The sequence below is a fragment of the Streptomyces sp. NPDC024687 genome (assembly GCF_055559055.1).
This window is the reverse complement of sequence record NZ_JBVHLJ010000005.1, coordinates 506,909-520,222: the sequence shown is the minus strand read 5'-3', so window position 1 is coordinate 520,222 and position 13,314 is coordinate 506,909. Positions and strand designations below refer to the sequence as shown.

Genomic DNA, 13,314 nt, shown 5'->3' with positions numbered 1-13,314 from the left:
CAGGGTGACCGATCAGTAGGGAGCGCCGGGTGGGTCAGCCGGAGATGCAGCCCGAGGGCCCGCCCCAGGACGGACGGGCCGATCTGGCCGGGCGGACGTTTCCGCTCGGCGACTGGGGCGAGCCGGCCGTACGGCTGGACGAGCTGTACCGGTGGGTGGAGCACGGGGCGCTGGAGACGGCGTCCTGGTATCTCGCGGACCGGGTGGGGAAACGACGCTGTGCGCGGGCCCTGCGGGGCGGGGCCGCGGCGGGAGCGGTGACCGGGGCCGTGCTGCCGTTGGTGGGGCTGACCGGAGTGGTGGGCGCCGAGCTCGCGCCCTGGGGCTATCTCGCCCTCCTCCTCGCGGTGGCCTGCGTGGCCGTCGACCGCTTCTTCGGTGTGACCTCCGGCTGGATAAGGGACGTCGCCACCACACAGGCCGTGCTGCGCCGCCTCCAGGCCCTCCAGTTCGACTGGGCCTCGGAGAGCGTCCGCGAGGTGCTCGGCCCCACGGAGGGCACGGCCGCCGAGGCCACCGAACGCTGCCTGGGCGTGCTGCGCCGCTTCTCGGAGGACGTGACGGAGCTGATCCGGGTGGAGACGGCCGACTGGATCGTGGAGTTCCGCAACGGCTCGACCCCGATGGGCATCCAGGGCGCGGTGACCTCCGGGGGCCGCCAGGACCAGGGGGGTCCTCAGGGGCGCTTCCCCCTCCCCCCGGGACCACCGACCCGCCCGAACATGCCCCGGCAACGGCCGCCGGAGCCTCGGTGAGGAGTGGTGAGGAGGGGGGACGGGGTCAGGGCGATGCCGAAGGTGCCGTCGGTGTGACGGCGGGGCCCTCCTCGGCCAGGACGCCGTAGACCGCACCGCCGGCGCCCAGTGCCACCACGAGCGCCGTCGCGAGAAGCGCCACCGTGACGGCACGACTGCGCTGATCGGCCTCCGGCTCCGGCGGATACGGCGTCAGGTAGATGCCCGGCGTGGAGCGCTCCCGGGCGTGGGCCCGCCCCTCGCCGTCCGCCGGTCCGGCGGAGCCGTGTTCCTCCATCGCAGGCCCTCCCCCGAGACCTCGCACTGCACGACACGTCCCAGTGTCTACGTCCGTCCGCCGTCCGTCGAGAGCTGATCGAGCACCTTGGACAGCCGCTCCAGCACCCCGACGGCCTCGGCGAGTTCGGCTTCCCCGAAGGCCTCCGCGAGCCGGTCGGCGAAGGCCGCGTGACCCGGGTCGATCCGCCGCATGGCGGCCAGTCCCTCCTCGGTCGGCGTGAGGAGCTTGGCGCGCCGGTGGGCGGGGTTGGGCCGGTACTCGGCCAGTCCCCGCTGCACCAGCAGATCGGCGATCCGCTGCACGCTCTGGCGCGTGATGCCCATCTCCCGGGCGATCCCGGAGACCGGCAGCGGCTGCCGGAGCACCGCGCCGAGCACCTGCCACCAGGCGGCGGTGAGCCCGGAGGGACCCGCCAACTCCTCTGCCAAGGACAGGAATTGGCCGTTGAGCCGGAACACGCCGAGGGCGCTGCGACTGAGCAGGTCCTGGCGCTCCCGGCTCACTCGGCGGCCGCCTTCTGCAGCACGGCGTAGGCCTGCGGGTCGGAGTCGTGGAACAGCCGGTACCAGGCGTCCAGCACCTCGCCCTCGTACACCCCGAGCAGCCGGAAGATCTCCCGGGCGAAGGCGACGGGCTCGGTGGGTCCGGCGGTGATCAGGGCGCCGTCGGTCACGGCGTCCGCGTCGACGTACCGCGGGCCGCCGCCGTACCCCGTGGCCGCCAGATAGAAGGACACGGCGCTGGTGTGCTCGCGGTCGTCGAGCAGCCCCTCGCGCGCGAGACCCGCGGTGGCCCCGCAGATCGCGGCGACGGGAACCCCGGCGTCGAGGAACTCGCGCGCTTTGCGGGCGAAGGGGGCGAGGTCGTCGGAGGTGTCCCAGAGATCGGCGCCCGGGAGGATCAGCAGGGAGCTGTCGGAGGGGCGTACGTCGTCCAGGGCGCACGCGGGCCGGACCCGCAGGCCACCGATGGAGGTCACCGGCTCGCGGGTCGGGCCGACGGTCCGGATCTCGTGTCCGGCGCGGGCGAGGTAGGCCGTGGCGTGCCCCGTCTCCCAGTCGGCCCAGGTGTCGTAAACGGCGAGATGCACTGGCTTCGCATTCACTACACCATTCATGACAACATACTGTCATTTCGACAGCATGTTGTCAATCGCTCGACCTGGACAACCTGTCGCGGAATGCCCCCGTCCACAGACAGGACGCCGATACCGCTTCCGTATCGCGGACATTTACGCTCACTCGCATGACTCCTCAGCCACACCCCGAGGCCGGCGCCGCCGTGAAGGCCGCGGACCGTGCTCATGTGTTCCACTCCTGGTCCGCGCAGGAGCTCATCGACCCGCTCGCCGTCGCCGGTGCGGAGGGCTCGTACTTCTGGGACTACGACGGGAACCGCTACCTCGACTTCACCAGCGGGCTCGTTTACACCAACATCGGGTACCAGCACCCGAAGGTCGTCGCCGCGATACAGGAGCAGGCAGCGACGATGACCACCTTCGCGCCCGCCTTCGCGATCGAGGCCCGGTCGGAGGCGGCCCGGCTGATCGCCGAGCGGACGCCCGGGGACCTGGACAAGATCTTCTTCACCAACGGCGGCGCGGACGCGGTGGAGCACGCCGTGCGCATGGCCCGGCTGCACACCGGGCGGGCCAAGGTGCTCTCCGCCTACCGCTCATACCACGGGGGTACGCAGCAGGCCGTCAACCTCACCGGGGACCCCCGGCGCTGGGCCTCCGACAGCGCCTCCGCCGGGGTCGTGCACTTCTGGGCGCCCTTCCTGTACCGGTCCCGCTTCTACGCCGAGACCGAGGAGCAGGAGACCGCGCGGGCGCTGGAGCACCTGGAGACGACCATCGCCTTCGAGGGGCCCGCCACCGTCGCCGCGATCATCCTGGAGACCATCCCCGGCACCGCCGGGATCATGGTCCCGCCGCCCGGCTACCTCGCCGGCGTCCGCGAGATCTGCGACAAGTACGGGATCGTCTTCGTCCTGGACGAGGTCATGGCCGGGTTCGGGCGCACCGGTGAGTGGTTCGCCGCCGACCTGTTCGACGTCACGCCCGACCTCATGACCTTCGCCAAGGGCGTCAACAGCGGGTACGTGCCGCTCGGCGGTGTCGCGATCTCCGGCGCGATCGCGGAGACCTTCGGGAAGCGGCCGTATCCCGGCGGGCTCACCTACTCCGGGCACCCGCTCGCCTGCGCCGCCGCCGTCGCGACGATCAACGTCATGGCGGAGGAGGGGGTCGTCGACAACGCCAAGCACCTCGGTACGGCCGTCCTGGAGCCCGCGCTGCGGGAGCTCGCCGAGCGGCACCCGAGCATCGGCGAGGTGCGCGGTGTCGGCATGTTCTGGGCCCTCGAGCTCGTGAAGAACAAGGAGACCCGCGAGCCGCTCGTGCCCTACAACGCGGCGGGCGAGGCCAACGCCCCGATGGCCGCGTTCGCGGCCGCCGCGAAGCAGCAGGGCATCTGGCCGTTCGTCAACATGAACCGGACGCATGTCGTGCCGCCGTGCAACGTCGGCGAGGCCGAACTGAAGGAAGGGCTCGCGGCGCTGGACACCGCGCTGTACGTGGCGGACGAGTACACGGAGTAAAACCCCCCTCGCCTTCGAACGCGTAAGGTGGCGTGCTCGTAGATATGTACGAGCACGCCATGGAACCTGCGCGAGGGAGGCGCCCCGACGATGCCCGGCAGCAGCGGTAACGGTGCCGTCACCCGCAGCACGCTGCGGCAGCAGATCGCGGACGCGCTGCGGGACGAGGTACTGGCGGGGCGGCTCCAGCCGGGGCAGGAGTTCACGGTGAAGGAGATCGCCGAGCAGTACGGCGTCTCAGCGACCCCGGTCCGCGAGGCCCTCGTGGACCTGTCCGCGCAGGGGCTCCTGGAGGCCGACCAGCACCGCGGCTTCCGTGTACACGAGTACTCCCTCGACGACTTCCGCGGCATGATCGAGGCCCGCAGCCTGGTCACCGACGGCATGTTCCACGCGCTCGACTCCGGCCACCGCATCCTCGAGCAGCTGGACGAACCCCGTACCGCCGCGGCGGTGGCGGGCGTGCGGCGGCGCGGCGAGGAGGCCCAGCGGGCCGCCACCGCGGGCGACCTGACCGTACTGATCGGCTACGACCTGCGCTTCTGGCGCGAGCTGAGCGTCCTGTTCGGCAACCCCTATCTCGCCGACTTCCTGCACCGGCTGCGCGTGCAGACCTGGGTGTGCACGGTCCAGCACCTGCGCCGGCTCACCGATCTGCGCGGCAGCCTGTGGTCCGCGCACCCCGAGGTCGCCGACGCCCTGTACCAGCGGGACACCGCGACCGCCCGCAAGCTCCTCACCGCGTACAACGGCCACTATCTGACCCTCATCGAGGGCCTCACCGCCGACTGACGGCCCCCCGCACGGGTAAGGGACCAGCACGACCCGCTTCCACGACCCGCACAAGGGGCCCCGCCCGGGGACTGAAGCGACTACCCTTCCCTGACCACCGTGTGACGATATCCGCGCACCGCGAGTATCCGAGGAGCTGTCTTTTGGCCTGTGACCTGTGGCTGGTGCCGCTTGTCGACGTGTTGTGCCACACCCCGGACAACCCGTTCGCCGAGGAACTCGCGCAATACAACAAGGTGCTCACCGAGGCCGGATTGCCGCCGGTGCCGGTGTACCAGTACATGCCGGGACTGTCCGGCGAGGTCGCCCCGGTGGCCGGTTTCGACTACGACGCCCTGCACTTCCTGCGCCGCGCCTATCTGCTCCAGGTCTGCGGGCTCCCGGTCACCCCCGTGGACGAACTGGGCGGTGACTACGAGCAGTTGCTGGAGATGTTCGAGGCGACGGCCCAGCAGTCCCATCTGGTCTGGCACTACGACCACGCGGGCGCGTACGTCCCCGTCGACTTCCCGCATCCCCTCGCCAACGACGAACTCCTCGCGGGCGGCGGCCCGTTGGGCTCCTCGCAGGCCCTGCTGCGGGAGCTGGAGTTCGTGGCCCCGGTGATCGGCATCGATCCGGCCAATCCGCCGGCGCCCCCCGAGCCTCCGCGCGCCCCCACGGAACTGGAGGAGCCGGCGGTCCCCGCGCCGTACGACCCCAGTCCCTTCGCCCGTGAGCGTCATGTCTGGCTGGGGCTGCACGCGGCGGCGACCCGGAGTCTCGCGCAGGGCTCGATGATCATCTTCAGCTGAGGGTCAGCGCCCCAGCTGGGAGAGCCCCTTCTGGACGTCCTCGTAGTTCATCACCGGGGTGTAGCTGATCTTGGCACCGAGGTTCATGAAGAACGGCTCACTGAGCATCGGCATCAGTGAGCTGTCCTCCATGTCGAAGACCATGTAGGCGGTGCGCTGACCGTTGTCGGTGGTGAAGTAGGCCGCTTCGGGCTTGATCTGTTCCATCGACTGCTCGATCAGCTTCGACAGAGTGCCGTGGCTGATGGCTTCGTTCGCTTTCTCGGTGTCCATGCACACCTTGAGCAGTACGCGCATCGCACTCACCTTCTTCAGATCGACAGGCTGGGATGCACGCTCCAAGAATATGCCTATATGCGGCATTTCTCCCCGCCACGGGCCCAGGTGGGAAGCGCCCGCGGTTTCGTCTGGACCATGTCGATCCCCTTCGCGGACCGCCCGGCGGCGAGCGTCGACCCGGCGGACCTGGCGGAGATCGCGGCACGGCTTCCCTCCCGAGGTCGTCGACACCATCAAGCGGCGCACCCCTGGACGGCGAACGGGGTGCACCAGGAGGAGTTCTGAGTTCTGGGTACGCGCCTCGCGGAGGTTGAGTACCGCTACTCAGGCGGTGGGCGGCGGGCCCCGGCATCGTGGAGGGCACGGACGGAGCCCACCGCTCCGCCAAGACTTCCTGGGGGATCCCGATGAACCGCTCGCGCCACTTCCTCAACCCGCTCGCTCTCGGCTACCTGCTCGTCGTGGCCGCCGTCCTCGGCTGGGTCGGCGTGGATGCCCTGTTCGTCGAGCACGCCGACGCGAGCCTCGCCGGGGTCTGGGCGTTCCTGGTCACGGCCCCCGCCTCGCTGCTGTTCGTGATGCTGCCGGGGGCGTGGGCCTGGGCCGGGATCGTCGTGGGGGCCGTGGTGAACGCGGCCGTGCTCGGGGCGGCGTACCGGAGCCTCTCCGGCCGCCGCCCGCGCCCCACGGCCGCCCGGTAGAGGTCCGCCCCGCGGTCATACCGCCGGGACCGGGCCGGCCGGGGCCCGGTGGCGGGTGAGCAGGGCCCAGGCCGTGGCCGCCGCCGCGCTCACCGCGAGGCCGGCCAGCAGCAGCGTGGTGTGGGAGCCGGCGCTGTCGGCGGCCCGGGCGACGGGGTTGGCGAGGCCGAGGCGGTCGGCCAGCCAGCCGACGGCCGCCGTGCCGGTGAGCGCCGCGCCGGTCAGCCGCAGCGCGGGCTGGACCCTGAGGCGGGCCAGCACCAGCAGCGAGGGCAGGGCGAGGCACACCAGCAGGAGCTGGACCAGTTCGATGCCGAGGTTGAAGCCGAGGAGGCTGGTCACCAACTGGCCCGTGCTCAGGTGCATCTCGGCCAGCACGAACGAGAACGCCATGCCGTGGCCGAGCCCGAAGACCCCGGCCACGAGTGCCTCCTTGCCGGGGAAGAGGGGGCGGACGGCGTGGATCGCGCCGACCAGGATGCTGGCCGCGATGAACGCCTCGACCGGCCAGGCCGGGACGTCGAGATGGCCGAGCGCGGTCGCGGCCAGTGCGACGGAGTGCCCGGCGGTGAAGGCGAGCGTGATACGGCCGATGCGGGTCAGGGCTTTCCTCGGGCCCACCAGACCGTTCCAGCGCCCTCCCCTTGCCGCGAGCGGTGCCGGCAGCAGCAGGATGAGCAGGAACAGCAGATGGTCGGTGCCGGTGAGAATGTGGTCCGCGCCAAGTCCGAGCATGGCGACGAAACCCCGCCAGGCGCTGCCCGCCCCGAGGTCGACCTTCAGCGCCGGGACCTTCAGGGTCCGGGTGTCTACACGGATCGTGCCGACCTGGGTGGTGCCCTCACCGTCGACCTGCCCCGCCGCCCAGTCCTGACGGACCATCACCAGTACGGTGTGCGTGACGACTTGGTGGACGACGACGTCGTAGCCGAAGGTGAAGTGCCGTACGTCGGTGCCGGCCGGCGGGGTGAGTTCGGCGCGGGCGATCAGCTCGCGGTACTCGCCGGTGCCGGTCTGGACGGCCCGGCTCAGGGTGAGGCGGCCGACGGTGACCTGCCAGGTCCGGCCGTCGGTGGCGGTGGGAAAGATGTGCGCGACCAGGTAGGCGCGGATCGCCCCGGTCCTCGCGGTCAGCGTCTTGTCGGACACGTCGATCCCGCTGGCCCGCGCGAACTCCCCGACGGGGATCTCCAGGCGGGCGGAGACCGAGTGCTCGTACACGTCGAGCTGGACCACCGAGTGCGGCATCGGATGCGCGGCGGCCGGCGACGCCCCTGCGAGGAGCGCCGCCGGTACCGCGATCGCGATCCCAGCCACCCAGCGGAGCGCTGTGTTCAGCCAGTTTCGCGGTCCGGTCATGAGAAGGAGAACTCGCTGCCGTAGTCGCGGGTGTGGTCGCGGTACACGGTGTGGTAGTGGATCTGGTCCCGGTAGACGACGCCGTCCTGGCAGACGAACTCGATCCACACGCCGGGGCCGTCGATCCGGACGTAGTCACCCTGGGTGTCGAGCCCGGTGCCGCCGGAGTAGCTGACGTAGGTCTGGTTCAGCTCGCGCTCGTACGTCTTCATGAGCTGCCTGGCCGTGGCGTCGTCCACATCGGCGACCCAGGGGTGGATAGCCGCCAGGACCAGCTTCTTCTGCTTGGCCGACAGCGAGCTGACCTTGACACCCTCCTTGGTCGCCGGGAAGTCGCCGTCCTCGCTCGGGCCGAGCAGCACGTCTCCGAAGGACTCCGACAGCTTGGCGGCGGCAAGCTGCTCGGTGGTCAGACTGCCCGTCAGCTTGAGCAGGCCGTCGCGGAACTTCGCCATCGGGGAGTACGTGGTGCCGTCGTCGTCGGTCCAGGAGCTGGGCTCGACGCCGGTGAAGAAGGGGCTGGCCCCGGCGACCTTGCCGTTCTTGTACGTGATGTTGACGGCGAGGTGGTGGCCACCGAAGTGCAGCTGCCAGGTGCCGGTGGTCGAGGGAGTGCCGAGGAACGCCAGGAAGTAGATGCCGCTGCCGTAGCCGCCACCGCCGCCACCGCCACCGCCGCCGCCACCGGGACCGCCCGAGGGCGGGGTGCCGGTCGGGACGTCGGTCGGAACGTCCGTGGCCGTGGGGCTGGCCGTCGGGTCGGCCGAGGTGGCGTCCGTCGGGGCGGCGGAGGCGGAGCTGGTGCCCTGCGCGGAGGCGAGCACGTCGTCGGCCTTGAGGGTCTGGATGACGTGCTCGTAGCCGGTGTCCTTGCCGGACCCCAGGGCCACCTTCAACACGTTCTGCAGGGCAGCGAGTTGGTCGTCGGACAGCGAGCCGGTCTGGATGCCGGGGCGGCAGGAGGAGCCGCACGGCAGGTTCGACCAGGCGGTCGCGTTGGCCTGGGTGAAGTCCAGGACCGTCTTCGCCTGCTGGTCGGAGTCGAGGGTGTTGAGGAAGGCGTTGGCGGCGCTGACCACGGCAGCGGTGCCGGTGGCCTTCTTGTTGACCGCGAAGTGGGCCGCCGCCTTCGTGTTGTCGGTGGTCGCGGCGTTCGCCGCCACGAATCCACCACCGCCGAGGACGACACCGGCGGCGACTCCGGCCACGGCTCGCCATGTGCGCCGCCTGCGCGCCTGACTGGTTCTTTCCCTACTCACGAACACTCCCTGGGGACTGGGGCTGGGATGGACGCGCGCGCTGCCGAGAGAACTATCAGCAAAATTGTTGACAGCTCAATGCGCGCGCGTCCGAGCCACGTCCCTTTTGGGGGAAGTGCGACGCATATCGAAGAAATAAGCATGGCCTGCTGACAGGCTGCGCTTATCGCGCCTTCAGTTGGCGAAACTTCAACGACTTCAGGAGAAGACCGCCGTACCGCCCTGCGTCAGCTTCCAGTTGGTGACCGCGAAGTCCTTGGGGTCCAGCGCGCCCTTGGAGGTCACGTAGTCGATCATCAGCTGGCGGATCTCGTTGGTGGAGCTGTAGGCGATGTCGGCGGCGGCGATGTGCGGGTAGCCGGAGCCGCCGTTGGCCCGGTAGTTGTTGACGGCGACGACGAAGACCTGGTCGTCGGCGACCGGCGTCCCGTTGTAGGACAGGTTCTTGATGCGGGAGCCCTCGGCCGCCGCGATGTCGATGTCGTACGAGACGCCCGCGGCGGTGTCGTACATGTAGTCCCAGAAGCTGTTGGCGTTGGTCAGCGTCGCGGTGTCCACGGCCGTGCCCGCGGGCACCTGGTGGTAGTACTTCGCCGCGTACTCCAGGTAGTCCTTGAGCTGGGCGCCGGTGAGCTTCTTGCCGTAGAGGGTGTTGTCGTAGATGTAGAGGCCCGCGATGTCCTTGATGGTCACGCTGCCCGCGGGGATGTCCGCGGTGCGGGAGAAGGGCGCGGCGACCGAGATGAGGGGCAGGGCGGCGTCGGCCGTCGAGAGACCGGCCTTCACGGTGTCCATCTGGACCTGGTGGATGAAGTCCATGATCGGGACGTCCTTCCAGCAGGACTCCGCCGCGGAGAGGTCCTCGGTGCAGGTGCCGACGGACGTGTTGACGTACTTCACCACCAGCTCGTGGTCGGCCTCCAGGAGCTTCCTGATCTCCGGGTCCTCGTCGACCGTGTTGGGGTTCAGGGTCTGGGCGGTCTTCTTGGTGACCTTCCACTGCCCGCGCACGAGTTCCAGCTCGAAGTCGAAGACGCTCAGCCGGTAGCCCCAGCAGTACGGCTCGGAGAGCAGGACGTCCTCGCCGGTCTCGTCGTTCTTGACGGTGTACGACGGCACCTCGACGTGGGTGTGGCCGACCAGGATCGCGTCGATGCCGGGGACCTGCTGGGCGACGAGGTTGGAGGCGTTCTCGACGTACGGGAGCTCGTCGCCGTACGACGAACTGCCGTCCAGGCCCGAGTGGTCGGTGAGGAAGACCACGTCACAGCCGAGGGCGCGCAGCCGGGGCACGTACTTCTTCGCCTGCTCGACCAGGCCCGGGAAGACCATCTTCCCGCTGACGTTGTCCTTGTCCCAGATCGCGATGCCGGGGTTGGTGAGGCCGAGGATGCCGACCTTGATGTCGGGGGCGCCGGGGACGCAGATGCGCTTGACGGTGTACGGCTGGAAGGCGGGCTTCAGCGTCTTCGCGTCCAGGGCGTTGGCGCCGAGGAGCGGGAATCGGCACTGGCTCTCGAACTTCCGGAGCATCTCGATGCCGTAGTTGAACTCGTGGTTGCCGAGGGCGGCGGCGTCGTAGCGCATGTGGTTCATGGCGACGGCCATCGGGTGCTTCGGGGCGCCCTTGCCGGTGATGGGCTGCACGCGCGCGAAGTAGTAGGCGAGGGAGGTGCCCTGGATGATGTCGCCGGCGTCGACGAGCAGGACGTGCTCCTCGCCCTTCGCCGCGCGCTGCTGCTTGATCAGCGTGGCGACCCGGGCGACGCCGACGGAGTTGCCCTTGCTGTCGGAGTACGCCTTGTCGAGGTAGTAGTCCCAGTCGAAGACGTGGCTGTGCAGGTCGGTGGTGCCGAGGATCGAGAACGACCAGGTGCGGTTCTTCTTCGCCACCGGTCCGCGTTCGGCGGCCTCGGCGGCGGGCGTGCCCACCGACCCCGCGACGGCCACGGCCGCACCGGTGACGGCCGACTTCTTGACGAACGCGCGACGGTTCAGGGGACTGACGGGCATGGCGGAACTCCTGGAGGGGGAGAGGAGGGCGAGACGGAACTACCCGCGTAGATAGTCGCGTCCCGCCGACCGCGCACGGAACCAGGAGCAAGCCATGGGCCGGTCAAGGAAGTCCATGACCGGCCCAACAGCCTGCGAACAAATGGGATTTACAGGAACGAGTTGATCTCGATCGTCTCGTCCCGGCCCGGGCCCACGCCGATCGCGGAGATCGGGGCGCCGGACATCTCCTCCAGCGCCTTCACGTAGTCCTGGGCGTTCTTCGGGAGGTCGGCGAAGGTCTTGGCCTTCGTGATGTCCTCGCTCCAGCCCGGCAGGTACTCGTAGACCGGCTTCGCGTGGTGGAAGTCGGTCTGGGAGTACGGGAGCTCCTCGACGCGCTCGCCGTCGATCTCGTACGCGACACAGACCGGGATCTGCTCCCAGCCGGTGAGCACGTCGAGCTTGGTGAGGAAGAAGTCGGTGAGGCCGTTGACGCGGGTCGCGTACCGGGCGATCACCGCGTCGAACCAGCCGCAGCGACGGTCACGGCCGGTGGTGACACCCCGCTCACCGCCGATGCGGCGCAGCGCGTCGCCGTCCGCGTCGAAGAGTTCCGTGGGGAAGGGGCCCGAGCCGACACGGGTCGTGTAGGCCTTGAGGATGCCGATGACCCGGCTGATCTTCGTGGGGCCGACGCCCGCACCCGTGCACGCCCCGCCCGCGGTGGGGTTGCTGGAGGTGACGAAGGGGTACGTGCCGTGGTCGATGTCCAGGAGCGTGCCCTGGCCGCCCTCGAACAGGACGACCTTGTCCTGCTCCAGGGCCTGGTTGAGGACCAGGACCGTGTCGGCGACGTACGGCTTGAGCCGGTCCGCGTAGCTGAGCAGTTCCTCGACGACCTGGCCGACCTCGATGGCCCGGCGGTTGAAGACCTTGGTGAGGAGCTGGTTCTTGCCGTCGAGGGCCGCCTCGACCTTCTGGGTCAGGATCGACTCGTCGTACAGGTCCTGGATCCGGATGCCCACACGGTTGATCTTGTCCGCGTAGGTCGGTCCGATGCCGCGACCGGTGGTGCCGATCTTGCGCTTTCCGAGGAAGCGTTCCGTCACCTTGTCGACGGTGACGTTGTACGGCGTGATGATGTGGGCGTTACCGCTGATCAGGAGCTTGGAGGTGTCGACGCCTCGGTCGTTCAGTCCGTTCAGCTCGGAGAACAGGACCGACGGATCGACGACGACACCGTTACCGATGACCGGGGTGCACCCCGGAGACAGGATTCCGGAAGGGAGGAGGTGGAGGGCGTACTTCTGATCGCCCACGACTACCGTGTGGCCGGCGTTGTTGCCGCCCTGGTAGCGCACCACATAGTCCACCGAGCCACCGAGCAGGTCGGTCGCCTTTCCCTTGCCTTCGTCACCCCACTGAGCACCGAGCAGCACAAGTGCGGGCACGCGCGTACACCCCTTCCGGGCGGGGCATGTCCAAGGTCGGGGGCGTACGCGTACGGTTCCTCCGTCGCGTGCACCACGGCCGTCGTCGGCCGCTGCCCGTCGGACCCGGATGCCCCGGAATAGACGAAGCCCCTGGCGCAATAGCGCAAGGGGCTCTTGCACCAAGATGCTACCCGAGGAAGCGAGGCATGGCCGAGGTGGCGACTTCCGCGACGTCCGATCAGCTGCTGGTGGTCATCGACCCGATCGCCCGGCAGACGGACAGCGAGTCCGTACGGATCGTGAAAGACGTGCTCAGCGCGGGTGCGTCGACGAAGGTGAGTCTGCCGGACGGACCCGAGGAGTTCGCCCGGGCACTGGCCCGCCGGGGCTCGCGACGGCTGGTGGTGGTCGGCGACGACCGGGCCCTGATGCGGACGGTGCTGCTGCTGCACCGGCAGCGGGAGCTGGCCGAATGCGTGCTGTCGGTGGTACCGGTGGGTCCGATGCTCTCGGTCGCCCACGCCCTCGGGGTGCCCACGGGGGCGGTGGCGGCCGCGCGGGCGGTCCTGGACGGGGCCGAGCGGCGCCTGGACATGCTGGTGGACGACAGCGACGGGGTGGTCCTCGGCGCCCTGCGGATACCTGCCCCCGCCGCCCGGCAGGAGCCCATGGAGGCCGCGCGGCCCTGGCTGCGGACCTGCCAGTCCCTCGTACGGACCCTGGTGCCGGCCCGTCCCGCCCGGGAGACCGCGCCCGCCGTCCCCGGGCCCTCGCGGCTGCGGGTGGAGGTGGACGGCGTGACCCTGGTGGACCTGGACCAACCCCTGGAGGCGGTCTCGGTGACCCCCGGCTCCGGCGACGGCCTGGCCTCGGTGGAGGTACGGCGGCTGTCGGTCGGAGCGGAGGCCTCTCCTCTGCTGGCCACCGGCAGGACGGTGACCGTCACCGGCGCGGATTTCCGGTACCGGGCCGACGCGGGGGTGGGCGGACCGGTACGGAGACGGACCTGGACGGTGCGCGAGGGGGCGTTGGGGTTGATGTTGCCGGGGCGGTGAGGGGTGGGGGC

The 13,314-nt window shown here is 70.0% G+C and carries 15 protein-coding genes; 7 read left to right on the top strand and 8 right to left on the bottom strand.

The window, feature by feature from the left end:
* Positions 1–29 precede the first annotated feature (29 nt).
* A complete protein-coding gene (locus ACZ39I_RS22565; RefSeq protein ID WP_467246113.1) occupies positions 30–755 on the top strand; it encodes an SLATT domain-containing protein in 726 nt (241 codons plus the stop codon).
* A 25-nt stretch (positions 756–780) separates the two neighbouring features.
* On the opposite strand, the gene ACZ39I_RS22560 is transcribed toward ACZ39I_RS22565, so the two are convergent.
* The 3 genes from ACZ39I_RS22560 to ACZ39I_RS22550 are packed head-to-tail and all read right to left on the bottom strand — an operon-like array spanning position 781 to position 2,140.
* Positions 781–1,032 carry a hypothetical protein gene (locus tag ACZ39I_RS22560; protein WP_467246112.1) on the bottom strand — a complete coding sequence of 84 codons (252 nt, stop codon included), beginning with the start codon at positions 1,030–1,032 and terminating at the stop codon, positions 781–783.
* A gap of 47 nt (positions 1,033–1,079) precedes the next feature.
* Complete coding sequence (locus ACZ39I_RS22555; RefSeq protein ID WP_467246111.1) at positions 1,080–1,538, bottom strand: MarR family winged helix-turn-helix transcriptional regulator; 459 nt, start codon at positions 1,536–1,538, stop codon at positions 1,080–1,082.
* A complete protein-coding gene (locus ACZ39I_RS22550) occupies positions 1,535–2,140 on the bottom strand; it encodes a type 1 glutamine amidotransferase family protein (protein WP_467246110.1) in 606 nt (201 codons plus the stop codon). Before ACZ39I_RS22550 ends, ACZ39I_RS22555 begins: the two co-directional genes overlap by 4 nt.
* 140 nt (positions 2,141–2,280) lie before the next feature.
* Between ACZ39I_RS22550 and ACZ39I_RS22545 the strand changes: the two genes are divergently transcribed.
* From ACZ39I_RS22545 to ACZ39I_RS22535, 3 genes are all read left to right on the top strand, one after another.
* Positions 2,281–3,636, top strand: a complete 1,356-nt coding sequence (locus ACZ39I_RS22545; RefSeq protein ID WP_467246109.1) for an aminotransferase class III-fold pyridoxal phosphate-dependent enzyme — start codon at positions 2,281–2,283, stop codon at positions 3,634–3,636.
* Between the two features lie 90 nt (positions 3,637–3,726).
* Positions 3,727–4,428 (top strand): GntR family transcriptional regulator, encoded by a 702-nt coding sequence (locus tag ACZ39I_RS22540; protein ID WP_467246108.1) that lies wholly within the window; start codon positions 3,727–3,729, stop codon positions 4,426–4,428.
* Positions 4,429–4,571: 143 nt separating this feature from the next.
* Positions 4,572–5,222 carry a hypothetical protein gene (locus tag ACZ39I_RS22535; protein ID WP_020124023.1) on the top strand — a complete coding sequence of 217 codons (651 nt, stop codon included), beginning with the start codon at positions 4,572–4,574 and terminating at the stop codon, positions 5,220–5,222.
* A gap of 3 nt (positions 5,223–5,225) precedes the next feature.
* Here the strand turns inward: ACZ39I_RS22535 and ACZ39I_RS22530 are convergent, their stop codons facing one another.
* Complete coding sequence (locus ACZ39I_RS22530; protein WP_467246107.1) at positions 5,226–5,519, bottom strand: hypothetical protein; 294 nt, start codon at positions 5,517–5,519, stop codon at positions 5,226–5,228.
* 117 nt (positions 5,520–5,636) lie between these two features.
* Between ACZ39I_RS22530 and ACZ39I_RS22525 the strand changes: the two genes are divergently transcribed.
* Positions 5,637–5,786, top strand: a complete 150-nt coding sequence (locus tag ACZ39I_RS22525; RefSeq protein ID WP_467246106.1) for a hypothetical protein — start codon at positions 5,637–5,639, stop codon at positions 5,784–5,786.
* 122 nt (positions 5,787–5,908) lie between these two features.
* Positions 5,909–6,202, top strand: a complete 294-nt coding sequence (locus ACZ39I_RS22520) for an SCO4225 family membrane protein (RefSeq protein ID WP_467246105.1) — start codon at positions 5,909–5,911, stop codon at positions 6,200–6,202.
* 15 nt (positions 6,203–6,217) lie between these two features.
* Here ACZ39I_RS22520 and ACZ39I_RS22515 read toward each other — a convergent pair whose 3' ends face one another.
* The 4 genes from ACZ39I_RS22515 to ACZ39I_RS22500 all read right to left on the bottom strand — a co-directional run bounded on the left by ACZ39I_RS22515 (position 6,218) and on the right by ACZ39I_RS22500 (position 12,266).
* Entirely contained in the window at positions 6,218–7,561 is a 1,344-nt protein-coding gene (locus ACZ39I_RS22515) for a HupE/UreJ family protein (protein WP_467246104.1), read from the bottom strand.
* Entirely contained in the window at positions 7,558–8,820 is a 1,263-nt protein-coding gene (locus ACZ39I_RS22510; RefSeq protein ID WP_467246103.1) for a DUF3500 domain-containing protein, read from the bottom strand. Before ACZ39I_RS22510 ends, ACZ39I_RS22515 begins: the two co-directional genes overlap by 4 nt.
* A 198-nt stretch (positions 8,821–9,018) precedes the next feature.
* Positions 9,019–10,833 (bottom strand): bifunctional metallophosphatase/5'-nucleotidase, encoded by a 1,815-nt coding sequence (locus ACZ39I_RS22505; protein WP_467246102.1) that lies wholly within the window; start codon positions 10,831–10,833, stop codon positions 9,019–9,021.
* Between the two features lie 149 nt (positions 10,834–10,982).
* A complete protein-coding gene (locus ACZ39I_RS22500; RefSeq protein ID WP_467246101.1) occupies positions 10,983–12,266 on the bottom strand; it encodes an adenylosuccinate synthase in 1,284 nt (427 codons plus the stop codon).
* Between the two features lie 188 nt (positions 12,267–12,454).
* Between ACZ39I_RS22500 and ACZ39I_RS22495 the strand changes: the two genes are divergently transcribed.
* Positions 12,455–13,303 (top strand): diacylglycerol kinase family protein, encoded by an 849-nt coding sequence (locus tag ACZ39I_RS22495; RefSeq protein ID WP_467246100.1) that lies wholly within the window; start codon positions 12,455–12,457, stop codon positions 13,301–13,303.
* Positions 13,304–13,314: the final 11 nt, after the last annotated feature.

Bases quoted from the DNA above. Each gene is read 5' to 3' on its own strand.
- ACZ39I_RS22540 (WP_467246108.1), top strand. From the start codon at position 3,727: ATGCCCGGCAGCAGCGGTAACGGTGCCGTCACCCGCAGCACGCTGCGG.
- ACZ39I_RS22530 (WP_467246107.1), bottom strand. From the start codon at position 5,519: ATGCGCGTACTGCTCAAGGTGTGCATGGACACCGAGAAAGCGAACGAA.
- ACZ39I_RS22505 (WP_467246102.1), bottom strand. From the start codon at position 10,833: ATGCCCGTCAGTCCCCTGAACCGTCGCGCGTTCGTCAAGAAGTCGGCC.
- ACZ39I_RS22520 (WP_467246105.1), top strand. From the start codon at position 5,909: ATGAACCGCTCGCGCCACTTCCTCAACCCGCTCGCTCTCGGCTACCTG.
- ACZ39I_RS22495 (WP_467246100.1), top strand. From the start codon at position 12,455: ATGGCCGAGGTGGCGACTTCCGCGACGTCCGATCAGCTGCTGGTGGTC.
- ACZ39I_RS22525 (WP_467246106.1), top strand. From the start codon at position 5,637: ATGTCGATCCCCTTCGCGGACCGCCCGGCGGCGAGCGTCGACCCGGCG.
- ACZ39I_RS22515 (WP_467246104.1), bottom strand. From the start codon at position 7,561: ATGACCGGACCGCGAAACTGGCTGAACACAGCGCTCCGCTGGGTGGCT.
- ACZ39I_RS22560 (WP_467246112.1), bottom strand. From the start codon at position 1,032: ATGGAGGAACACGGCTCCGCCGGACCGGCGGACGGCGAGGGGCGGGCC.
- ACZ39I_RS22545 (WP_467246109.1), top strand. From the start codon at position 2,281: ATGACTCCTCAGCCACACCCCGAGGCCGGCGCCGCCGTGAAGGCCGCG.